At 63.9% G+C, this 23,254-nt stretch carries 19 protein-coding genes; 3 read left to right on the plus strand and 16 right to left on the minus strand.

What is annotated here, in order from left to right:
- Positions 1-40 precede the first annotated feature (40 nt).
- The 10 genes from ertB to ABIB57_RS03600 all read right to left on the minus strand — a co-directional run bounded on the left by ertB (position 41) and on the right by ABIB57_RS03600 (position 11,879).
- On the minus strand, positions 41-1,702 hold the full coding sequence (gene ertB / locus ABIB57_RS03555) for a thiourocanate hydratase (RefSeq protein WP_354038470.1): 1,662 nt from the start codon (positions 1,700-1,702) through the stop codon (positions 41-43).
- 33 nt (positions 1,703-1,735) lie between these two features.
- Positions 1,736-2,068: a TfoX/Sxy family protein gene (locus ABIB57_RS03560; RefSeq protein ID WP_354038471.1), complete on the minus strand. Its 333-nt coding sequence runs from the start codon at positions 2,066-2,068 to the stop codon at positions 1,736-1,738.
- A gap of 1 nt (position 2,069) precedes the next feature.
- The gene (gene ertC, locus ABIB57_RS03565) at positions 2,070-3,170 is read right to left on the minus strand and encodes a thiohydantoin desulfurase (protein WP_354038472.1); all 1,101 of its coding nucleotides are present in this window, start codon (positions 3,168-3,170) and stop codon (positions 2,070-2,072) included.
- Position 3,171: 1 nt separating this feature from the next.
- Positions 3,172-4,425, minus strand: coding sequence for a Zn-dependent hydrolase (locus tag ABIB57_RS03570; protein WP_354038474.1), 1,254 nt, complete (start codon positions 4,423-4,425; stop codon positions 3,172-3,174).
- Positions 4,426-4,582: 157 nt separating this feature from the next.
- Complete coding sequence (gene ertD / locus ABIB57_RS03575; RefSeq protein WP_354038476.1) at positions 4,583-5,944, minus strand: hydantoin-5-propionate amidohydrolase; 1,362 nt, start codon at positions 5,942-5,944, stop codon at positions 4,583-4,585.
- A gap of 149 nt (positions 5,945-6,093) precedes the next feature.
- Positions 6,094-6,846, minus strand: coding sequence for an ABC transporter permease (locus ABIB57_RS03580; RefSeq protein ID WP_354038477.1), 753 nt, complete (start codon positions 6,844-6,846; stop codon positions 6,094-6,096).
- Entirely contained in the window at positions 6,843-7,778 is a 936-nt protein-coding gene (locus ABIB57_RS03585) for an ABC transporter ATP-binding protein (RefSeq protein ID WP_354038479.1), read from the minus strand. The genes ABIB57_RS03580 and ABIB57_RS03585 overlap by 4 nt, the downstream gene beginning before the upstream one ends.
- A gap of 163 nt (positions 7,779-7,941) precedes the next feature.
- Positions 7,942-9,129, minus strand: a complete 1,188-nt coding sequence (locus ABIB57_RS03590; protein ID WP_354038480.1) for an ABC transporter permease — start codon at positions 9,127-9,129, stop codon at positions 7,942-7,944.
- A gap of 187 nt (positions 9,130-9,316) precedes the next feature.
- Positions 9,317-10,237, minus strand: a complete 921-nt coding sequence (gene osmF / locus ABIB57_RS03595; RefSeq protein ID WP_354038481.1) for a glycine betaine ABC transporter substrate-binding protein OsmF — start codon at positions 10,235-10,237, stop codon at positions 9,317-9,319.
- A gap of 82 nt (positions 10,238-10,319) precedes the next feature.
- Positions 10,320-11,879 carry an aromatic amino acid ammonia-lyase gene (locus tag ABIB57_RS03600; RefSeq protein WP_354038483.1) on the minus strand — a complete coding sequence of 520 codons (1,560 nt, stop codon included), beginning with the start codon at positions 11,877-11,879 and terminating at the stop codon, positions 10,320-10,322.
- Between the two features lie 104 nt (positions 11,880-11,983).
- Between ABIB57_RS03600 and ABIB57_RS03605 the strand changes: the two genes are divergently transcribed.
- On the plus strand, positions 11,984-13,102 hold the full coding sequence (locus tag ABIB57_RS03605; RefSeq protein WP_354038485.1) for a LysR family transcriptional regulator: 1,119 nt from the start codon (positions 11,984-11,986) through the stop codon (positions 13,100-13,102).
- A 107-nt stretch (positions 13,103-13,209) separates the two neighbouring features.
- Positions 13,210-14,481 carry a DUF3422 family protein gene (locus ABIB57_RS03610; RefSeq protein WP_354038487.1) on the plus strand — a complete coding sequence of 424 codons (1,272 nt, stop codon included), beginning with the start codon at positions 13,210-13,212 and terminating at the stop codon, positions 14,479-14,481.
- Between the two features lie 345 nt (positions 14,482-14,826).
- On the opposite strand, the gene ABIB57_RS03615 is transcribed toward ABIB57_RS03610, so the two are convergent.
- The 6 genes from ABIB57_RS03615 to ABIB57_RS03640 all read right to left on the minus strand — a co-directional run bounded on the left by ABIB57_RS03615 (position 14,827) and on the right by ABIB57_RS03640 (position 20,885).
- Positions 14,827-15,828: an ABC transporter permease gene (locus ABIB57_RS03615; protein ID WP_354038488.1), complete on the minus strand. Its 1,002-nt coding sequence runs from the start codon at positions 15,826-15,828 to the stop codon at positions 14,827-14,829.
- Positions 15,825-16,235 (minus strand): endonuclease domain-containing protein, encoded by a 411-nt coding sequence (locus ABIB57_RS03620; RefSeq protein WP_354038489.1) that lies wholly within the window; start codon positions 16,233-16,235, stop codon positions 15,825-15,827. The genes ABIB57_RS03615 and ABIB57_RS03620 overlap by 4 nt, the downstream gene beginning before the upstream one ends.
- A gap of 182 nt (positions 16,236-16,417) precedes the next feature.
- Entirely contained in the window at positions 16,418-17,392 is a 975-nt protein-coding gene (locus ABIB57_RS03625; protein WP_354038491.1) for an ABC transporter permease, read from the minus strand.
- Complete coding sequence (locus ABIB57_RS03630) at positions 17,389-18,894, minus strand: sugar ABC transporter ATP-binding protein (protein WP_354038493.1); 1,506 nt, start codon at positions 18,892-18,894, stop codon at positions 17,389-17,391. The genes ABIB57_RS03625 and ABIB57_RS03630 overlap by 4 nt, the downstream gene beginning before the upstream one ends.
- Before the next feature lie 162 nt (positions 18,895-19,056).
- On the minus strand, positions 19,057-20,043 hold the full coding sequence (gene rhaS / locus ABIB57_RS03635) for a rhamnose ABC transporter substrate-binding protein (protein ID WP_354038495.1): 987 nt from the start codon (positions 20,041-20,043) through the stop codon (positions 19,057-19,059).
- Between the two features lie 38 nt (positions 20,044-20,081).
- Positions 20,082-20,885, minus strand: a complete 804-nt coding sequence (locus tag ABIB57_RS03640) for a DeoR/GlpR family DNA-binding transcription regulator (protein WP_354038497.1) — start codon at positions 20,883-20,885, stop codon at positions 20,082-20,084.
- A 180-nt stretch (positions 20,886-21,065) separates the two neighbouring features.
- Between ABIB57_RS03640 and ABIB57_RS03645 the strand changes: the two genes are divergently transcribed.
- Complete coding sequence (locus ABIB57_RS03645) at positions 21,066-23,165, plus strand: bifunctional rhamnulose-1-phosphate aldolase/short-chain dehydrogenase (RefSeq protein WP_354038498.1); 2,100 nt, start codon at positions 21,066-21,068, stop codon at positions 23,163-23,165.
- Positions 23,166-23,254 lie beyond the last annotated feature (89 nt).

A 23,254-nucleotide genomic window follows, 5' to 3' on the forward strand; every position in this document is an offset into this window, starting at 1 on the left:
TCTCCGTTCTGACTAGAATATAGCAGGTCTGACCAGAATTTCAATCCACCCTGATGTGCCCGATCCCCTTCGCTGCGATCTCCTCGAAGCTCTCCTCATACCCCGCGTCCGCGTAGCGCATGACGCCGAGCGCGGTGTCATTAGTCAGCGCCCGCTCCAGCCGTTCATCGGCGGCTTCGGTGCCGTCGGCGACTACGGTAACGCCGGCTGACGTCATGTAGCCCGCGTAGCCGCCGCCACCCGAATGCACCACTACCAGATCCGCCATGGACGAGCACAGCAGCATGGCATCGAGCAGCGGCCAATCGGCGATGGCGTCGGAGCCATCCTTCATCCGCTCGGTCATGATATTGGGATGCGCCATGGCGCCGGCATCGAGGTGGTCGCGGCTGAAGGCGACAGGCCCGGCCAGCGTGCCATCCGCCACCATGGTGTTAACCGCCCGCGCCAATGCCGTGCGCTCGCCGTGGCCAAGCCAGGCGATGCGGGCCGGCAGACCCTCGAACGGCACATGCTGCCGCGCCAACGCGATCCAGTTGGTGACAATATGATTGTCCGGGAACATTTCCAGCAGTTTGTCATCGATCTTGGCGATGTCTTGTGGATCCCCCGACAGCGCCATCCAGCGGAACGGGCCGATGGCCTTGGCGAACAATGGCCGCAGATAGGCCTCGGTGAAGATCTTGATATCGAAGGCGTTTTCGACCCCGCCGGCCTTGGCATGGGTGCGGATCAGATTGCCGTTGTCGAACACTTCGCTCCCGGCCTGCTGAAAGGCCAGCATGGCGCGCACATGATCGACGATAGATGCGCGGCTTGCGGCCATCAACTGGGCCGGGCCTTCCTCGCGCAGGCGCCGCACTTCGGCGAGCGACATGCCCTTGGGCACGTAGCCATAGACTAGGTCATGCGCCGACGTCTGGTCGGTGACGATGTCCGGCACGATGCCGCGGCGGAAAATCTCGGGATAGATTTCGGCGGCATTGCCGACCAGCCCGATGGAGGTGGCCCGCTTCTCCGCGACGGCCCTGTCGATCATCGCCAACGCCGTATCCAGATCCGGTGCAATCTCCTCCAGATAGCCGATCTGCTTGCGTTTCTCGGCTCGCTCGGCATCGATATCGACACACAGAATAGCCGCCCCCGCCATGCGCCCGGCCAGCGGCTGGGCCCCGCCCATGCCGCCAAGGCCAGCGGTCAGGATGAACCGACCGGCCAGCGAACCGCCAAAGCGGTTCTCGGCGATGCGCATGAAAATCTCATAAGTGCCCTGGATAACGCCTTGGCTGCCGATATACTGCCAGGCGCCGGCGGTCAGCCCGCCCCAGCAGATCAGGCCTTTTTTCTCCAGTTCATAGAACACCTCGGCCTTGGCCCATTGTCCGACAATGTTGCAATTGGCCATAATGACCAGCGGCGCCTTGGCGTGGGTTTTTAGCAGCCCGATCGGTTTGCCCGACTGGATGATGAGCGTCTGGTCCTCGTCCATGCGCAGCAAGGTTTCGACGATGGCCTTGTGGCTCGCCCAATTGCGCGCCGCCTTGCCCAAAGCCGCGTAAACGATAATCTGGTCTGGATTTTCGCCCACTGCCAGCACGTTCTCCAGCAGCCGGAGCAGTGCCTCCTGCCGCCAGCCCTTGGCGCGCAGTTCGGAGCCGCCGGGAATGGGGAAATTGGGGTGGCGCGGATTGGGTGTGGGCATGTTGAAAACCTCGGTAATTATCGTGCGCCGCCGTCAAAGCTTGGGCGGCAGTGTCCTGACGAACGCCACCGCCGCATCGAGCAGGCGCTTGCGCAAGTCGTCGTCGGCGCAGGTATCGAGACCCGCGCGCACCCAGCCGGGCATGGACTTTTCGGACATGGAAAGCGGTTCGATGTCTTGCTCGTCCAGCGCCCAGGTGTCGTTGCCCTTGCCGAGCCGGACCATCAGGCCGACATCACGGGCGCCGCAGAGCAGGTGGCCGTCCAGCATCCAGGCGAGGCCGCCGAACATGACCTTGGTGGTCAGCCCGGTCAGGCCGCCGAGGTCCTCCCAGACCAGTTCCTCGAGGCCGGCGTCGCGTGCCATGTCAGCGACTGGCCCCATCCAGCGCGTATTTGGCCAGCTCGATGCCCATGGATTTTTCGACATAGGGATAGACAGTTGGATCTAACACGCTGGAACTCAATGGGATTATGGTCTTAGGGACGTGCAGGACGAAGAGGTACATGCCGACCCGCACCTGGCCCACCGAGAGCGGCGTGCCGGAGGCGTCGAGGGTGGTGATGACATCGGGGAAAGTCGCGAGCCGCGTGCCGCCGGCATTATCTACTGCCATGTATTCATTCATCAAATGCAGCGTCGAGGCGGTGTCGCCCTCGCCCAGCGTCATGGTGCCGATATCGAAGGCGTCCTTGGTGTAGACGACGTCCTTGGCGGTGACCGTACCGCGCGCCAGGATGGTGCCGCCGGTGGTTTTGACGATGGCGTCGATCACCGAGCCCGGCCCCTTGCCTTCGGCGGCGATGATGGCCTCACCCAAAGTCAGTGCCAAAGAGATGCCGCCAAGGGCTGCGTGGTCGCGGACGTAGGTGGCGCGGACGGGGTTGCGACAGGAGGCGATGAAGCCGCCGGACTGGTCGGCGGCGGTGCGCAGGATCGGCGACACCTTGGCGGTCGCACCCTTAACTACCAGCTCTATATAGCGATTTTCTTCGCGGTTACCCCCTACGGCGGTCTGGATCATCTGCAGGGGCGAACCCGCCAGACCGATGCTGCCCATGTCGCCGGTGGGGTGGGCGCGGATGTCGCCGACGGCGTCGACCACCTTGGTTCCCAGCGCGGCGGAGGGGAGCCAGCCGTTGAGGGTCGAAGATTTGCCATTCTGGCCGACCATCAGGCCGCTGAGTTTTTCGCCAAGGGTGTCCTGGAGGAGCGAAACGGCTTTGATGTAATCGACGCCCTGCATTTCCCAAGGGGTGGTTGAGGCGGGAGCGCCGATGGCGGCGGCGGTGGCAACCCAATCGTCGTCGGAAAGCTCTGATATATCAACGAGTTCTGGCTTACCGATACCGACGGCGGCATAGCCTAGCATGCGCCCATGATCGGCCCAGCCGCCGCCGCCGGCGGCGTAGACGGAGCCGCCCTTGACTGCGGGCTCGACGTCTTTTTCGGTCAGAATACGACCCATGCTATTGATCCTCTTGCAGATTTTTGTCGAGCGCGACGACGGCGTCGAGCAGGACAGCGGCGCCTTGGGCGATCGCTTCGGTGGTGGTGAATTCGTCCGGCGCGTGGCTGCGGCCGTCGCGGCAGGGGATGAAGATCATGGCTGCTCGCGTTATCCTCGCCATCCAGGCGGTGTCGTGGCCGGCGCCAGAGGCCATGCGCCGATGCGTGGCACCGGCAGTATCGCAAGCAATATCAAGGACATCGAGCAAGTCTTCGTCGCAGGGCGTGGGCTGATTGTCGGAGACGATGCGCGGTTCGGAGACGGTGACACCGGTTTTATCCGCGATGGCGGCGACGCCGCGGCCCAGTTCGTCGATGAAGCGCTCCATGTCCGGGCGCGATTCGGCGCGGGCGTCGATCAGCATGCGGACTTTGGCGGGCACGACATTGGCCGCATTGGGCTCCATGACGAATTCGCCAACCGTGGCGGCGAAGTGAAACTCGTTCTGCGCCAAGGCTTTACCGAGTTCTTCGACGCCGAGCGCGATCCAGGCGGCGGTGGTCAGGGCGTCCTGCCGGGAGCCCATGGGGGTAGTGCCGGCGTGGTCGGCACGGCCGGTGACGATGATTTCTATGCGGGTTATCCCCGCGATGGCGGTGACGACGCCGATATCGAGATATTCGTCCTGCAGGACCGGGCCTTGTTCGATGTGGAGTTCGAGGAAGGCCTTGATATCATTGCGCTTTGCGTCGATGGCGGGGGTGCCGCCGACTTGGGTGATGCCGGTCTCAAGGGTCAGGTCATCGTTGCTGCGAGCGAGCCATTCGGGCGGGCGGGTGCCGGATATCCCCCGGCTGCCGATGCAGGAGACGCCGAAGATAGAGACTTCCTCGGCGAGGAAATCGACGATTTCAAGCGTGTGTTCGAGTGTAATGCCTTGGTCTTTCAGGGCTCTTGCAACTTCGAGGGCAGCGACGACGCCGGCAACGCCGTCGAAACGGCCACCGTCGGGGACGGTATCGGAGTGGGAGCCGAGCATGATCGTGCCCAGGTCCGGGCGGGTCCCGGTTATGGTGGCGATGAGGTTTCCGGCGGCGTCAATGCGGCTGGAAAAGCCAGCACGCTGGATTTCTTGTTGCAGCCAGGCGCGGCCTTCGAGGAATTTGGGCGTGAAGGCGCGACGGGTGTAGGGACGACCCGGTTCGGTGATGGCGGCGAGGGCGTCGATGTTGGCCGCGATGCGGTCGGGGCGGATGGGGGAATTGGGGATCATACTGCTTTCCGCATGCTACCCGAGAAACCCCCACCCTTGATCGCTCCCCACAAGGGGGAGGGAGACGATGGGACGACGGTCGGTGTTTCCACAAGAGGTCCGGCTCTGCGCATCCCTCCCCCTTGTGGGGAGGGAATGAGGATGGGGGTAGCCTTGCTCATGCGCGTCGCTCCGGCCGAACGAAGCGGCCGGTGCCGGGTTGGCTGAGGACGGTGGTGCCATCGAAGGCGAGTTGGCCGCGGAGGTAGGTGAGGCCGACGGTCCAGGGGAGCTCGATGCCGTTGTAGGGCGACCAGCCGACGACGTTGTTGCCACTGGCGGCGGCGTCGTAGGTTTTGGGGCGATCGAAGAGGACGGTGATGTCGGCGTCCTTGCCGGCGGTCAGCGCGCCCTTGACGTGGTCGAGGCGGAAATGGCGGGCCGGGTTCTCGGCCATGAGCTTGGCGGCCCAGGTCAGGGGGATGTTGCGCTCCAGCGCGCCCTTGACGAAGAGGGGCACCATGGCCTCGAGGCCGGGGACGCCGGAGGCGTTGGCGAGCATGTCGGGATTGGTCTTGCGGTTTTCCGACCAGCTGACGTGATCGGTGGAGACCAGCGTGACATTGCCGGCGCGGACGTGTTCCCAGAGCTTTTCGACTTCTGCGCGGGGGCGGATGGGGGGGTTGATCTTGGCCTTGCCGCCGAGGCGGGCGACGTCGTGTTCCTCGTCGAGGACGAGATAGTGGATGCAGCACTCGATGGTCGCGGCAAAGCCCTGGTCGCGGTAGCTTTTGGCGATGTCGTAGCCACGGCCGAGGGAGCAGTGCACCACATGGGCGGGGCAGCCGGTGGCGGCGCCGGTTTCGTAGATTTGTAGGGAGGCGAGCAGTTCGGTCAGCGGGGGGCGGCTGAGGGCGTGGGCGCGATAATCGGTGATGCCCAGCGCCTTGACCTTGGCCATGGCGGCGCGGACGGCTTCGTCATCCTCGTTGTGGACGCCGGCGGTGAGGCCAGTGGGGGCTATGGCGGCGAAGCATTCTTCGAGCAAAGCGGGTGGGATGCGGGGGAAGCGGATGGGGTCGGTGCCGAAGGTGGAGAATTTGAAGGCGGCGACGCCGGCTTCGACCTGTTCGAGGATGCGGGCGGCGCCCTCCTCCGGGTTGACGGTGCCATAGAGGGCGAAATCGACGCGAGCCTGCGGCGACGCGTGGCCGACCTTGATGCGCACGGCTTCGGCGGAGGCGACGAGATTGCCCTCGTCATAGGGCATGTCGACAATGGTCGTGACGCCGCCGGCCGCGGCCGAGCGGGTGGACCAGATGAAATCTTCCTGGTTTTTTTGGCTCAGGGAGTGGGTTTGGGCGTCGATGGCGCCGGGCAGGATCAGGGCGTTGCCGAGGAGGTGGCGTTCACGGGCGGACGGGGGCGTGCCTTCGCCGACATGGGTGACTTTGCCGTCCCGGACGGCGACGTAGCCGTTTTCGATAATGGTGGTGGGCAGCACGATGGTGCCGGAGAGGACGAGGTCGAAATCGGACATTTATTGCTTCCACAAACTCGGAGTGGGAGTGAGGGTGGGGGTGTGGTCGGTATCGAGTGGGCGGAGAGAACCCCCACCCTTGGCGCTGCGCGCCGTCCCTCCCCACAAGGGGGAGGGAGACGCAGGAGCCGATGGTTTGGCGAGTGGGCTCACGCTGCGGCCCTGCCGAGTTGGCCGGTACGGGCCATGAGGAAGCGTTCGAGGGCGGAGAGGGCGTCGTAGATCAAGACGGCGAGGACGCCGACGATAAGGCCGCCCTGGAGGACGAAGGCGGTGTTGTTGGCGGTGAGGCCGGCGATGATGACTTCGCCCAGAGTGCGGGCGGCGACGGTGGAGCCGATGGTGGCGGTGGCCAGCGAAATAACGGTCGAGAGGCGGATGCCGGCGAGGATGACCGGCAAAGCCAGCGGCAATTCGACCTTGAGCAGGCGCTGCCAGCCGGTCATGCCGACGCCCTTGGCGGCGTCAGTGACGGCGGGCGGGAGATTGGTGAGCCCAGTCAGGGTGTTCTCAAAAATGGGCAGCAGGCCATAGAGGAAGAGCGCCACCAAAGTGGGGGCGGTACCGAAACCGAGCATGGGCACGGCCAGCGCCAGGACGGCGACGGGCGGGAAGGTTTGGCCGACATTGGCGAGCGAGCGCGACAAAGGCAGGAATTCAGCGCCGAAGGGGCGCGTGACCACAATGGCGAGGCCCACGGCAATGACGGTGGAGGCCACGGTCGCCGTCAGCACGATGGCGAGGTGGTTGAGCGTGATATCGAGCAGGCTGCCCTGATTGTAGATGGGCGGCTGTCCCGCCTTGGCGAACAGGCTGAAGAAGCCGGCAAACGTCTCCGGCCGCAACAGGAACACCAGCAGCACCGCCAGGACAATCAGCCGGATGAGCAGGCCGATCCTCATTGCGGACGCGCCGCCAACCGCGCCAATTGGGCGAGCGTTACCTGGCCGATCACCTTGCCATCACGAGTGACCGGAAGCGCCGGGCGGCCCGACCAGAGCAGTTCCGCATAGGCATCGCGCAGGGTGACCCCGGCATCGAGCGGGGTGCCGGTGACTTCACCGGGCTCGATATGATCGGCGACCTTGCCGAGCGACAGCAGGCGGAAGGGGCGTTCGGCGCTGCCGATGAGTTCGGCGACAAAGGGGGTCGCGGGATTGGCGATGATCTGTTGCGGCACGTCGTGTTGCAGCAGCTTGCCCTTGTCCATCACGGCGATCTTGGTGCCGAGGTGGATGGCTTCCTCCATGTCGTGGGTGACCAGCACGATGGTGGTCTCGAACTGGCGCTGGACGGCGAGCAGATCCTCCTGCGCCTTGGCGCGAATGACCGGGTCGAGCGCGCCGTAGGGCTCGTCCATGAGGAGAATGTTGGGCTTGGCCGCCAGCGCGCGAGCCACGCCGACGCGCTGCTGCTGGCCGCCGGAGAGTTCATTGGGCAGACGATCGCGATACTGGGCCGGATCGAGCTGGAAGAGGGTGAGCAGTTCCTCGACGCGGTCGGCGATCCGCTTCTTGTCCCAGCCGAGTAGTTTGGGGACGGTGGCGATGTTCTGGCCGACGGTGCGGTGGGGGAAGAGGCCGTGGCCCTGAATGGCGTAGCCGATGCGGCGGCGCAGTTCATAGGCGGGGATGCCGGCGATATCCTCGCCATCGATGCGGATGGCGCCGGAGGTTTGCTCGACCAGCTTGTTGATCATGCGCATCAGGGTGGTCTTGCCGGAACCGGAGGTGCCGACAATGACGCAGATGGTGCCCGGATCGATGACCAGTGAAACGCGGTCGACGACGGCGGTTTCGCCGTAGATCTTGGTGATGTCTTCGATTTCGATCATGGCACCAACTCCGGCATATGTGGCGAGATACCCCCACCCTTGATCCCTCCCCACAAGGGGGAGAGAGACGATGGGACGACGGCCAGTGGCACAATATCGGCTAAGCACTGGCCAGGCTTCCCTCCCCCTTGTGGGGAGGGAATGAGGGTGGGGGTCGCGGCCATCATGCGCGCATCCCCGCTGAAGTCATTTCAACTGCCGCGTCCAGCACCACGGCGGCGGCGAAGGCCAGAGCCACGGTGGGGACGGCGCCGAGCAGGACGAGGTCCATCGCCGTTTGGCCGATGCCCTGGAAGACGAAGACGCCGAAGCCGCCGCCGCCGATGAGGGCGGCGATGGTGGCGAGGCCAATGTTTTGTACCAAGACGATGCGGATGCCGGTGAGGATCACCGGGAAGGCCAGCGGCAGTTCGACGCCGAACAGGCGCTGGCGGCCGGTCATGCCCATGCCCTTGGCGGCATCGATGGCAGAGGGGGAGACGCTTTGCAGGCCGACGACCGTGTTGGAGACGATGGGCAGCAGCGAATAGGCGAACAGGGCGACCAGAGCGGGCGCGATGCCGATGCCGGAAATGCCGATGGACTTGGCGCCGGGCACGGTGGCGGCGACCCAGGCCAGGGGTGCGATCAGGAGGCCGAACAACGCGATCGAGGGAATGGTCTGGACGATGTTGAGCACGTTAAGCACGGCGGCGCGCACGGGTTTGACGCGGTAGCAGAGAATGCCGACCGGCACGCCGATGATGGTGGCGACGGCGACGGAGCCGAAGGCCAGGATCAGGTGGGTGCGCGCCTCCTGCCAGAACGGGGCGGCGCGGGTGGAATATTCCTTGAGGATGGAGAGGTCGTTCCAGGCGCCGCTCCACAGCAGCAGGCCGAGCGCGAGGGCGACGCCGACGAGGATGGCGATGCGCGGCCAGGGTTTCAGGCGCAGGCGGGTCAGGGCATCGGTGACGAGCAGCGCGAAAGCGAAGACGAAGAGCCAAAAGCCGGAGCCGGGCGAAATGCGCGCGAAGGTGTCGCCTTCGGGGGTGAGATATCGGCCGGACCAGCCGACGGAGATGAAGAGGACCGCCAGCACGAGGAAGCCGCCGATCAGCTTGACCAGGGTGGGGAAGCGCATCAGGGCGATGATGAAGCCGATGACGAGGACTGCGGCGACGAAGGTGGCGGCGGATTCCGGCAGCGCGGTGAGTGGGGTGCGGGGTTCGCCGAGGACGATGCGGTTGGCGCGGAACAGGGCGAAGGGCTGGGTCGCGCCAAAGGCGGCGATCAGGGCGATGAGGACGCCGAGTTTGTCGAGCGACAGCCAGGCGGGGCGGGATGGAGCGGCGGTGATGGCGATGCTCATGTGGCTCCCTTGGCTTGGTGTTTGCGGGGAGGAACCCCCACCCTTAACCCCTCCCCACAAGGGGGAGGGAAATCCCATCGCGTCGGCGGATGGGCAGGATGATAGCGCGGCACGATCTGTCTCCCCCCCTTGTGGGGAGGATTAAGGGTGGGGGTCCGCTTGGGCAAACCTCCACCCCAAAGCCTGCTTACTTCAGAAAGCCATTGGTGGTCAGGAAGTCGGTCGCGACGGCGGCGGCGGCTTCGCCGCCGACCTGGACGCGGCCATTGAGGGTCTGCAGGGTCACCAGATCAAGCTTGGCGAAGACGGGGGCCAAGAGGGTTTCGATTTCCGGGTGTTCCTTCAGCACGGCTTCGCGGATGATCGGAGCGGGCTGGTACACGGGCTGCACGCCCTTGTCGTCTTCCAGCACGGTCAGGCCCGAGGGGGCGATGCCGCCGTCGGTGCCGTAGACCATGGCGGCGTTGACGCCGTTGGTCTGCTGGGCAGCGGCGGCGATGGTGGCGGCGGTATCACCACCGGAGAGCGTTACCAGTTGTTCGGGCTTCAGGGTGAAGCCGTAGACTTCCTGGAACTTGGGCAGGGCGCCGGGCGAGTTCACGAACTCGGACGAGGCGACCAGCTTGACTTCGCCGCCACCGGCAACCCATTTGCCGAAATCGGAGAAGGTCTTGATATTGTTGGCGGTGGCGACGTCGTTGCGGATGGCGACGGCCCAGGTGTTGTTGGCGGGCGAGGGCTGCAGCCAGACGATCTTGTTCTGCTCGTAGTCGAGCTTCTTGACCTCTTCGTAGGCCTTGGTGGCGTCGTTCCACAGCAGCGGATCGGCACCGGCTTCCTGGGTCAGGAAGAAAGCGCCATTGCCGGTATATTCGGGATAGATGTCGATTTCGCCGGCAATGATGGCGGCACGCACGATCGGGGTGGTGCCCAGCTGGATCTTGTCGGTGACGGCGATGTCGTTGGCTTCAAGCACCTGCTTGATGATGTTGCCGATCACCCCGCCTTCGGTATCGATCTTGGAAGAAACGACGACCTGGGCCTGCGCGGCGGTCACCGTCATGGCGAGCGCGAGAGCGGCGCTCAGGATTTTGGTAGAGAGGCGCATTGAATTCTCCTTGTTGTCCGGATTCCCACCCGGTCTGTCCCTAACCTATCGTCTTGTCGGCATTCAGCTAGGGCGGAAAATACTACGCAACCGGCCCCAGGGCGAAAAACTCGTCCAACTCCATAATCTTCGAGTGGGAAATAAGTTCGCTCATCAGGTCATCGGAGCCCAGAGCGAGTTCAACTGCCTCCACCTCCGCCGATAGCGGGCGGTCCTGCCAATAGCTGTCAGCATGCTGGCGGACCAGGTTGTAGATGATGCCCGGCACGTTGCCCGGACGGTCAAGGGAGATGTCCATGGCCTGGGCCGAAAGGATGCCCTCGATCGCGGCGAGGCGGCGAAGCGCCAGCACCTGACGCTCGAGACGCTCGACAATCAGGGGGAGGAAGGTCGCCTCATCCTCGAGGCCACCGGCGACCACGAGCGAATTGGCGGAGATGGGATTGGTGAGGGTCAGCACGCGAGTGTAGAGCTCGCCGGCCAGCTTGATGATGGGGCCAAAACCGGTGGCGATGGTGCCGTGGGGGACGAGGTTGACCGGCAGGTCGCGGCGGCCACCATTGCCGAGCAGCACGCAGCGGTTGAACGAATTGCGGGCGATGTGGGTGAGGCCCAATTGGGCGGTCTGCATGAAGACGCTGACGTCGAGGGGGAGCGAACCGCCGGAGGTGAGCACCTGACCGCCCGCGACGACCGGATTGTCGTCGGTGCGGCCGGTGGCGGCGAGCAGGGTCTTGCCGGCGACGACGAGGGTTTCGAAGCCGGTGGCGAAGACCTGGCTCATCATGCGCAGGCTGAGCGGGTCCTGAATGTGGGTAGCGCTGGGCCAGTCCCAGCCCTTGGCGTTGAAATAGAGCCAGGCGCCGATGCCCGCTTCGCGATCGGTGCCGACATGGGCGACTGCCTTCCACGGGTCGCGCGAGGCGCCGAGCGCGCCGGCGGTGGTGAGGCCGGTGGCGAGGAGAACGCGGGTGACGTCGGCGGCGCTGCGCAGGGCATTGGCGGCGGCGGCATAGCCCACCGCGTTGGTGGAAATGGAGGCCAGACTGTCGCGCGGAGCGAGCTTGAAGGGCTTGAGGCCGGCACCGGCGAGAGCGTCTTCGGCGGGCATGCGGATGCCCTTGAACTGGGCCTCCCCCGCCCCGGTCAACACAGCGCCGATCTGGCCCATCAAGCCGATATCGGCGCAGCCGATGGAGCCGGTGCGGCGCACCACGGGGACGACATCGTTGGAGAGGAGGGCCAGATAGGCTTCGACCAGATCGACGGTGCAGCCGACGCGGCCCGTCAGCGCCATGTTGACGCGAATGGCCATGGCGGTGCGGATGACGTCGGCGGGGAAGGCTTCGCCGGTGCCGAAATGATGGGCGCGAACGAGACCGAGATTGAAAGCGTCAAGCTCGTCGGCGGACCACTCCACATCCTTCATGGCGCCGACGCCGGTGGTGGAGCCGTAGACGGGCTGGCCGGCGGCGATGGCGTCCTCGACCACGATCCGGGCTTCGGCGACGCGCTGCAGGGCGGCTTCGTCGGCGACGAGACGAGCGCGGCGGGCGCCGATGCGGGCAATATCGGAAAAGCTCAGTGGCTTGCCGTTGAGGCGAATGGCGGGACCGGTCGACGTGATCGCAACGTGGTTCATATCAGCACGCTATTGGATAGTTCTGGTTCATGGGATATCCCAATTGTTGAACAGGCCTATGCGGGTTTCTTAGGCAACCGCACCGCCTGCCCAAAGGGTGGACAATGGATACCGCGACCCTGATCGCCATGGATGTGGTGCTGCGCGAGCGCAGCGTGCGCGGGGCCGCGCGCGCCTTGGGCCGGCCGGTATCGAGCATTGCGGTTTCCATAGCGCGGCTTGAGGGCGAAATCTCGGTGAAACTGGTCGAGCGCGCCGGTGCCGGGCTGGTGACAACGCTGGAGGCGGTGCGGCTAGGGCCGGAAATTGCGGCGGCAGCGCTATTGGCGCGCGAGCTTGGAGCGAGCGGGACGATCAAGCTGGAGACGCTGGAGCGATTTACCCAGGTGGCGGCGCAGGGCAGCATCAGGCGGGCGGCACGGGTGATGGGATTGGGGCAGCCGCAGTTGACGCGGCAATTGGCACAGTTCGAGCTGGCTTTTGGCACGGTGCTGCTGGAGCGCAGCCGTGATGGCTCGTCGTTGACCGCCGACGGGATGGCGCTGGCCGAACGGGCCGCGACGCTGCTGCAGGCGTGGCGGCGGCTGTCGCTGGCGTCGGAGGATCGGTTTCGCAAGACCGCGGCGACGGCGCGGCTGGGGTCGGTCATTCCGCTGGGGTATGAAAGCGAAATAGCGCGGCTGCTGGCGAGCCTCGTGGCGCGGTGGCATAACGAGCGACCACGGATTCCGCTGTTCGTGAGTTCGACTACGGCCGAGGACCTGTTGCGCGGGCTCAAGAACGGGCAGTTCGACGCGGCGCTGCTGGATACCGAGGAATTGCCACCGGACCTCGATGGCCGGATCATTACGCGGACATCGTTGGCCATCGTGGGCGCGGCGGTTGGGGATAGCACCACCGCCCTGCTCTCTGCACCGCTCGCCGTGCCGAGTTCGCGCAGCGGGTTGCGGCAGCGCATCAACCGCATCATCGAGGAGACCATGACGCCCGCGGAACGCGCGAAAGTGCGGCTGGTGGAAATCGACTCGATCCCGGTCATCCTCAATATGGTGCTGCATCACGGCTTCGTCTCGGTGCTGCCGCAGGCCTCGGTGGCGCGTATCGCGGGGGACTTGCGGCAGGTGGCCCTGCCCCCGCGTTATGACATGAATTTCTGGCTGTGCTGGCCCAGGGGGGGCAAGGGCATAGCGCAGGCGATCGCGGCCATGATCGAGGGCGGCTGAGCCTGCGACGCCTTGTCTCGCCTGCGCGAAGGTCGCATTGCCAAACCGGACGATCGTGGCTCTTGTCATATGTGACAGCCGTTGCATCCTGGCTTTCGGAGACTCAGATGGCCTTGCCGCGCCCGATCGATCATCCTTATCGCCATGCCATCATGGACGAGGTGCACGCGCGCCCGGTGGAAATCGTCCCCGGCCCCGGCCGTATTCGGCGGCTGGTCTTTGTCATGCCGCCAGAGGCTGGCGCGATGACAAAGGTTTTTGCCCGGTTCGAGCAGTTTTGTCACGAGGCCGGCGTGCCGACGCCCGCCGTGGCCAGCCGGCAATATGGCTTCGACATCGGCGCGCGCCACGTGACTTGGGAATTCCACACCGAGTTCGTCACGGTGACCTGGCGCGCCGACCTGCACGATATGGAGAACTGGCCCGAGGATATCGGCCTGCAGGCGCTGGGCGAAAGCCTGCTGATTGGGGCGATGCGCCTCGACGTGATCGCGGATGCGCAGGTGCCCGAACGATTGTTGCCCGGCTTCGCGCTGGCGAGCCTCTGCGTCTCCGACCTCGATACTGGCCGCGCGCAGGTGGCGACCGACTTCGTGCCGGACGCGGAAAACTTCACGCGGTTCGAGCTGGCCGCCGGGCAATTGAGCGTGCTGCGCCGCTCGATCATCGTGCGGCGGCTGCTGGAGGTGGAAACCTATCGCACCATGGCGCTGCTTGGCCTGCCGCTGGCGCGCGAGCAATCGCCCGCCTTGCGCTCCACCGAGATAGAATTGACGGCGCTGATCGAAACGCTATCCACCGCGACCACGCCGGAGACGGTGCAGACGGCGCTAGCTGCGCTGCATGCGCTGTCGGTGCGGACCGGGCAATTGTCGGAGCGGCTGGGCTATCGCTTTGCCGCTAGCCATGCCTATGGGGATATTTTGCGGACGCGGCTGGCGGGGTTGCGGGAAAGCTCGACCGGAGCCGGTTCGAGCCTGACCCATTATATTGGCAATCGGGTTGATCCGGGGCTGGCCACCTGCGCGGCGATGGAAAAGCGGCTGAGCGTGCTGTCGGACAAGATCGAGCGCGCTATCGGGCTGCTCAATGTGCGCATCGGGCTGGACATGCAGATCCAGAACAAGTCGGTGCTGGATAATATCGCGCAAACGGCCAACAGCCAGTTCCACCTGCAGCGGACGGTCGAGGGGTTGTCGACGATTGCGATCAGCTATTACCTGCTGGGGATATTGAGCTACCTGCTGGCCGGGCCGCTGGAGGAATGGCACTTTGAAAAGACCATGACGCTGTCGATTGCAGCGCCGTTCGTAGTGCTCGCGGTGTGGCTGATGGCGCGGGCGGTGCGTAATTCGCACGTGCCGCCAACGCTTAAGTGATGATTTAAGCGTTGAAGCGTCGATCGGTTAAGCGTATGCTTAAACGATCAGGAGGTGACGCCATGGCTGCACTTTTGCATCAGATTATCGAAAGCCGCAGAGCTGAGTGGATCGCGCGGCTGGATCGGCTGGGGGCGTTTTTGGCGGGGAAGGTTTAGGCATGCTGCCGGAGAGCCCCGATCAGTACCCTCCCCCTTGAGGGGAGGGCTAGGGTGGGGGTGTCGGAGGCTCGCCAATCTCGCGGGCTTTGAGTTTGCGCGGCCCGCGACACCCCACCCTCGATCCCTCCCCTCAAGGGGGAGGGAGGCAGGCCGGTGGCCGTTGCGGCGTTGGAAACTATCAGTCCTAAGCTGGACGCCGGTTTCGCCACTGCCGGAACAGGATCGGCAGGGCGATGACCACGATCAGCAGCGAGCCGGTGAAGATGGTCATGACGATGCCGGGCACATTGAGCAGGCCGAGGCCGAAGGTGACGAGGCCGACGATGAGCGCGGCCAGAACCACGCCGAGGATAGACCCTGCCCCGCCAAGGATCGACACGCCGCCGAGCACCACCATGGTGATGGCTTCCAGCTCGAAACCCTCGGCGATGGAGGGGCGGGTGGAGCCGAGGCGCGCGGTTAGCAGCACGGCGGCGATGCCGCTCATGACGCCGGTGAGGCAGAACAGGATGAACTTGGTGCGGGCGACGCGGACGCCGGAGAATTGCGCGGCGATGTCGTTATTGCCGATGGCATAGACGCGGCGGCCAAAATTGGTGCGGTGTAGCAGCACGTAATAGAGCACGGCCATGACGAGGAAAAGCACCAGCTCGAACGAGATGACCCAATAAACATAGCCCTGCCCGAACCAGGCGAAGCTGGCCGGATAGCCTTTGTAGCTCTGGTCGCCGAGGATGATGAAGGAAATGCCGCGGAACAGGCTCATGGTGCCGATGGTGACCACGATCGAGGGCAGCTTGAGCCCGGTGACCAGAAACCCATTGAAGGCGCCGCAGAGGATGCCGGTGCCGATGCCGATGGCGACGAGGACGGGCGTATCGGCGCCGAATTGCAGCGCAAAACCCATAAGGGTGGAGGCCAGCGCGATGATTGCCGCGACCGACAGATCGATTTCACCCGAGATGATGAGCAATGCCATCGCCAGCGCGATCAGCGCCTTTTCGGTGAAGTTGAACGTCAGGTCGCTCAGCGAATAGGCGTTGAGGAAATAGGGCGAGGCGAAGGAATTGATGATGAAAATCACCACCGCCACGGCGATGAGGAGGCTCTCCCAGCTCAGGATGGATGAGCGGAGGGGGTTATCGAGGCGGTTGGGGAGATGGCGGGGTGCGGGGGTATCGGTCATTTGGATTGGCCTTCATCGTCCAGCAAACGCCGGGCGGGCTTCCCTCCCCCTTGTGGGGAGGGAGTGAGGGTGGGGGTCTCGAGCGCACCCAAGATCACGGTCATCACACCATCAAGGTGACGCATGATGTCCTCGTTGGTGAAGCGCAGCACGCGATAGCCTTGGCAGGCGATAAGCGCGTCGCGCCGGGTGTCATAGGCTATGGTCGCCTGCGAGCCGTGCGTGTCGCCCTCGATTTCGATGACGAGGCGTTGAGCGTGAATTGCGAAGTCGGCGTAGTACGGGCCGAGTTGGACTTGCCGGCGGAAGTGGAAGCCGAGCGGGCGGATTTCGCGCAGGGCGTTCCACAATTTGGCTTCGGGTGCGGGCATGCGTTTGCGGAGTTCTCGCGCGCGTTCGATGCTCAAACGAACCCCCACCCTTGGCGCTGCGCGCCGTCCCTCCCCACAAGGGGGAGGGAGACGATGGCTGCGCGTCCTCTGCTCAATCGAAGCATGGTGTTTGCTCGGAAACAAGCGAGCCAAGGAACAGGCTTCCCTCCCCCCTGTGGGGAGGGAATGAGGGTGGGGGTGGATCAAACGCTGACCCATCATCCCTCCGCCTTCTTCAAAATCACGCGACCTTTTTGGCGTTCGCCGCGGGCGTTGAGGATGACGGCGAGGAGGATGGCGCTGCCCGAAATGGCCATTTGCCAGAAGGGCGAGATATTGATGACCGGCAGGGCGTTGTTGATGACGCCGAGGAAGAGGGCGCCAAGCAGGACGCCGGTGACGGTGCCGATGCCGCCGACGATGGAGACGCCGCCGATGACGCAGGCGGCAATGATGGTGAGTTCATAACCGCTGGCGACTTCGGTGGAGGCGATGACGTAGCGGGAAATCCAGAGGTACCCGGCAAGGCCCGAGACGGCGCCCGCAATGGTGAAGGCGAGGAATTTCGTGCGACCGACATCGATGCCGGTATAGACCGAGGCTGTGGGATTGACGCCGATGGCGTAGAGCGAGCGGCCGAGGGGCGTGCGCGTCATCAGCAGCCAGAACAGCAGCGCGACGACGATGGCGAACCAGCTGAGGATCGGCAGGCCGAGGAAGGCGCCGCGTTGGAGAGCGACGAAATCGGGGCTCATCTGGGCGGCATTGACCCAGGCGCCGCCGGAAATGACGAAGATCAGGCCGCGATAGATGGTCAGCGTGCCCAGCGTCACAACGATGGGGGGAATATTGAGCTTCCACACCAGCACGCCGTTGAACGCGCCCAGGATGCCGCCGACGATCACACAGCCGGCGATGAGCAGCGGGATCGGCACACCGGGGAAAGCGGCGTTGGTCATGGCGACGATCATGCCGGTGAGCGCCAGGTTGGCGGCCATGGATAGATCGATGGAGCGGGTGAGGATGACAGTCATCTGGCCGAGGGCCAGCATCATCAGGATCGAGGTGTCGTTGAAAATGGTCAGCAGGTTGCCGGGCGCGGCGAAGCGCGGGAAACGCGCGGTGACCAGCACGAGCAGCAGCAGGATGGCCAGAGCCAGGAAGATTTCGCGGTGTTTCAGGAGGCGGTTCATGCTGCGGCTTCCTCGGCGATACCGGCGGCGAGGCGCACCAGGGTTTCGGGCTTGAGACCCTTGTTTTCGAGGGTGGCGATGATGCGGCCCTCGCGCATGACGACGATGCGGTCGGCCATGCCGAGCACTTCGGGCAGCTCGGAGGTGACCATGATGACCGACAGCCCCTGCTCGACGAGTTCACCCATGAAGCCATGCACGGCGGCTTTGGAGCCGATGTCGATGCCCTTGGTGGGTTCATCGAGGATGATGAGTTTGGGGTTGGTGGCCAGCCATTTGGCGATCACCACCTTCTGCTGGTTGCCGCCCGACAGGGTGGAGACGTTCTGGCTGAGGGAGGAGGCGCGCAGGTCGAGGCGCTCGGTATAGGTGCGGGCGAGGTCGAACTCTTTGGCGGCGCGCAGGAAGCCGTTGCTGGAGGTTTTCTTGAGCGAGGGCAGCGACACGTTCTGGAAAATCGGCTGGCCGGTGATGACGCCCTGCTTGCCGCGTTCTTCGGGGACATAGACGATGCCGGCTTCGACGGCGTCGGCGGCGGATTTGGGGGCGATCGGTTGGCCGTCCAAGGTCATGGAGCCGGAGGATAGCGTGGTCATGCCGAAGACGGCCTGCATGACCTCGCTGCGGCCAGCGCCGACGAGGCCATAGAAGCCAAGGATTTCGCCTTTGCGGACGGCGAAGGAGATGTCGTCGAATTCGGTGGGGTGACTGAGGCCGTTGGCTTCAAACACGGTATCGCCGATCACCGCATTGCGGGCGGGGAAAATGTGGTCGACGGAGCGGCCGACCATTAGCTGGACGATCTGGTTTTGGGTCGTGTCCTGGATGAGGCCGGTGCCGACCATTTCGCCATCGCGAAAGACGGTGAAGCGGTCGGCGATGCGATAGATTTCATCGAACTTGTGGGAGATGAACAGGATCGCCTTGCCGTCCTGCTTGAGCAGTTCGATGAGCACGTACAGCTCCTCGATTTCCTTCTGGCTGAGGGCGGCGGTCGGCTCGTCCATGATGACGATCTGGGCATCGATGCTGAGCGCCCGCGCCACGGCAACGAGGTGCTTCTTGGCGATGCCGAGTTCCTTGAGCTTGATATCGGGGTCGATCCCCGCGGCCATGGAATCCAGCGTCTCGCGGGCCTCGGCGCGCATCTTGCGCCAATCGATCATCCCGAAACGATTGCGCGGCGCGTGGCCGAGATAGATGTTTTCAGCCACGGTCAGTTCATCGAACAGCACGGTTTCCTGGTGGATGGCGGTAACGCCGGCCTCGAAGGCGGCGTGGGCGGTGGGGAGCGTGACGAGCTTGCCGGCGACGGTGATTTCCCCAGCGTCCGGCTGGTAGATGCCGGTCATGACCTTGACCAGGGTGGATTTTCCCGCGCCGTTTTCGCCGATCAGGGCGGTGACCTGGCCGGCGAAGAGTTCCAGCGAGACGTTGTGGAGCGCCCGCACGCCGGGGAAGGTTTTGGTGATGCCGGAGAGGGTGAGGACGGGTGCGGTCATATGGATTTCCTTCGCGTGAACGAAAACTAGCCACGCGCTCGATCTGGTCCCCTCTCCCTTTGGGGGAGAGGGGTAGGGTGAGGGGGCCTTCTTACACTTGGAAAGGCCCCCTCACCCGACGTTTCACGTCGACCTCTCCCCCAGAGGGAGAGGTGAAGAAGATCAATAGATCTTCGAGAATTCTTCGATGTTGGACTTGTCGAAGGTGAAGGGAGGCGCCATTGCGGCGGAGTTGGTGTCGTCGAGCGTGATCGAGCCCATGCGGCCGATGGCCAAGGTTGCGCCCGGCTTGGCTTCGCCGCCCTTGACCAGGTCATCGGCAATCATCACGGCCGAGTAGCCCAGATCGATCGGGTTCCACAGCGCAACGGCCTGGCTCGCGCCATTGTCGATGAACTGCTTGAACTCGGAGGGGAGAGCGAGTCCGGTCACGTTGACCTTGCCGATCAGGCCCATGTCGGTGACGACCTGGGCGGCAGCCACGACGCCGACGGTGGTCGGGGCAATGATGGCCTTGAGGTTGGGGTAGGACGCGATCAGGCCCTTGGCTTCGTCGGTCGACTTGACCGAGTCGTCATCGCCATAAACGGTAGCGACGAGGTTGATCTTGGGGAATTCCTTGGGAAGCGCAGCCTTGGCGGCTTCGATCCAGGCATTCTGGTTGGTCGCGGTTGAGGATGCCGACAGGATGGCTACGTCGCCGCCATCTGGCAGATAATCGGAGGCAAGCTTGATGATGGTCTCGCCGATCAGGTTGGTTTCGGATGGATTGAGGTGAACCTGGCGGCCTTCGGGAGCAACGCCCGAGTCGAACGAGATCACTTTGATGCCGCGTTCCATGGCCTTCTTGAGGACCGGAACCAGCGCGTCGGGATCGTTGGCCGAGATGGCAATGGCGTCGACCTGCTGGGCGATCAGCGAGTTGATGACTTCGATCTGGGCTTCAGCAGTGGCAGCGGTCGGGCCGGTATAGATGACTTCGACATCGCCGAGTTCCTTGGCGGCTTCCTGGGCGCCCTTGTTGGCGGCATCGAAGAAGCCGTTGCCGAGCGACTTGACGACCAGCGCGATGCGGGTCTGGGCGAAGGCCGGGCTGGCAAACAGCGCGGCGAGCGCGGTGGTGATGGCCAGAGTCTTGAGCAGTTTCATGAGGATCCCTCCCTGGGATAGTTTTGGTTTTAGTTGGCTCAGGCGATGGCTTGGCGATCGCTCTGGGCGCTGGTGTCCGCCACGATGAGCCGCACGCCTGCCGTTTCGAGCATTTGGCGGTCTTCGTCGCGTATGCCGCCGTCGGTGATGACGGTGGCTATTCGGTCGAGCCCGCACAGGATGAGGCTCGAATGAGAGGTGAATTTGGATGAGTCAGCGAGCACGATCAGCTCGTCCGCCTGCCCGATCAGGCCAAGCTCGGACTGCACGACCATGGGATCGGCTTCCATCAGCCCGTGCTGGCCGATGCCTTGGCAGCCGATGAACATTTTGCGCGCATAGAAGTGGCTGGCAACGACACCGCCGAAGGGCGAGAGAATGACGTTCTGCTCGCGATAGACGGTGCCGCCGGGAATGACGACGGAATTGCGCGAATTGTGGATCAGGTGCTCGGCGATGGCGAAGCTGTTGGTGAAGACGCTGAGCCGGCGCGAGGCGAGGTGATGCACCATCTGGTAGGTGGTGGTGCCGCCATTGATGATGATCGGCTCGCCATCCTTGCAGAGAGCAGCAGCTTCGCGGGCGATGGCGCGCTTGGCGGTCATGTTGATGGTTTCGTTGACCGAAAACGGACGGCCCATCAGCCCGCCCTGCTCTGGGGGATTGACCGCCTCGGCGCCGCCGCGCACCCGGCGCAATTGGCCCTGCACATGCAGAGCCGCGATGTCCCGACGGATCGTCGCCTCAGACGTTCCGGTCATGTCGACCAAATCAGTCACGGTTGCGAGCGGCCGCGATTGGACGGCAGCCAGAATGACTCTGTGGCGCTCGGTTTCGTGCAAAGGCGTTCTCCCTGGCCATTTGCTCCCATCAATTCCAATCAGTGTCAATCATGATTTTGCCGTTTCTGATTGTTATACTAACGTCATGATTGAACCTGATCGTTTGTGATTGACAGCCTGCGACGATCTGTGGCCATGTCCGGCCAACAATTTTGCTGCCAATCTCTTGGAGGAGCCCCCATGTCCACCACCGCGCCCAAGCGCCTCGCCAACCTCTGGGACGACGCAAAAGCGGCCGCCATGAGCGAGCCCGAGCGTCTCGTCTACCGCTCGAACCTGCTCGGCAGCGACAAGCGCGTCACCAATTACGGCGGCGGCAATACCTCCTCCAAGATCATGCAGAAGGACCCGCTGACGGGCGAGACGGTCGAGGTTTTGTGGGTCAAGGGTTCGGGCGGCGACAGCGCCTCGATCAAGCTCGACGGCTTTTCGACGCTCTATATGGACAAGCTGCGGGCGCTCAAGGGGCTCTATCGTGGGCTGGATTATGAAGACGAAATGGTGGGCTACCTGCCCCACGCCACGTTCAACCTGAACCCGCGCGCCGCCTCGATCGATACGCCGCTGCATGCCTATGTGAACCATGCCTATGTGGACCACATGCATCCCGACGCGATCATCGCCATCGCGGCATCGGTCAATTCCAAGGAACTGACCAAGCAGATCTTTGGCGACACCATAGGCTGGCTGCCGTGGAAGAAGCCTGGTTTTGAGCTGGGCCTGTGGCTGGGCAAGTATTGCGAGGAGAATCCGAACTCCAAGGGGCTGATCCTTGAGTCGCATGGCCTGTTCACCTGGGGCGACACCCCCAAGGAATGCTACGAAACGACCATCGCCATCATCAACCAGGCGATCGAATGGTTTGAAGGGCAGACCTCGGGCAAGACCATTTTTGGTGGTGAAGCGGTCAAGTCGCTGGATGCCGATGCGCGTCGGGCCATCGCGGCCAAGCTGATGCCGAAGATTCGCGGGCTAATCTCGGAAGACAGCCACAAGCTGGGGCATTTCGATGACTCGGCGGCGGTGCTGGAATTCGTCAATTCCAACAATCTGCGGCCGCTGGCGGCGCTGGGTACGTCGTGCCCGGACCATTTCCTGCGCACGAAAATCCGGCCGTTGGTGATCGAATTCGATCCGGCCAATCCCGATGTTGACGCGGTGATCGCCAAGATTCCCGAGGACATCGCCGCCTATCGAGTCGATTATCAGGCCTATTACGACCGCTCCAAGCACGCCAATTCGCCGGCCGTACGCGATCCGAATGCGGTGGTGTATTTGATGCCGGGCGTGGGCATGTTCACTTTCGCCAAGGACAAGGCGACGGCGCGGATTTCCGGAGAGTTCTACGTCAACGCCATCAACGTGATGCGCGGCGCTTCGACGGTTTCGACCTATCAGGGGCTGCCCGAGCAGGAAGCCTTCGATATCGAATATTGGCTGCTTGAAGAGGCCAAGCTGGCGCGGATGCCCAAGCCGAAATCGCTGGCGGGCCAGATCGCGCTGGTTACCGGCGGGGCTGGCGGCATCGGCAAGGCGACGGCCGCCAGGTTGCTGCGCGAAGGCGCCTGCGTGGTGCTGGCGGATATCGACGAGACGGCGCTGGCTGCGGCCAATGACGAGCTCGGCAAGGCGTTCGGTGTGGACTTCGTGCGGCCGGTCAATATCAACGTGACCAAGGAAGACGCAGTGATCGCCGGCTTCGCTCATGCGGTGGTGGAATTCGGTGGGCTGGATATTCTGGTGTCCAATGCCGGCCTCGCCTCGTCGGCACCCATCGAGGAGACGACGCTGGAGCTGTGGAACAAGAACATGGACATCCTGTCCACGGGCTATTTCCTCGTTTCCCGGGAGGCCTTCCGCCTGTTCCGCAAGCAGAAGATCGGCGGCAATGTGGTGTTTGTGGCGAGCAAGAATGGCTTGGCCGCTTCGCCGAATGCGGCGGCTTATTGCACGGCCAAGGCGGCGGAAATCCATCTGGCGCGGTGCCTGGCGCTGGAAGGCGCGGAAGAGCAGATCCGCGTCAATACGGTGAACCCGGACGCAGTGCTGCGAGGCTCCAAGATCTGGGCGGGCGAATGGCTCGAGCAGCGCGCATCGACCTACAAGACCGACAAGGATGGCCTGGAGGAAATGTATCGCCAGCGCTCGATGCTCAAGCGGAGCGTGTTCCCGGAAGATATCGCTGAAGCGATCTACTTCCTGGCGTCTGACATGTCGGCGAAGTCGACGGGCAACATCATCAATGTGGACGCTGGCAACGCGCAGAGTTTCACACGGTAAGTAACAACAAGGCCCCCTCACCCGCCGTTATGCGGCGACCTCTCCCCCAAAGGGAGAGGTGGGCATCGAGCGCCTCTTCACCTCTCCCT

The sequence above is a fragment of the Devosia sp. UYZn731 genome (genome assembly GCF_040546795.1).
Classification (GTDB): Bacteria; Pseudomonadota; Alphaproteobacteria; order Rhizobiales; family Devosiaceae; genus Devosia.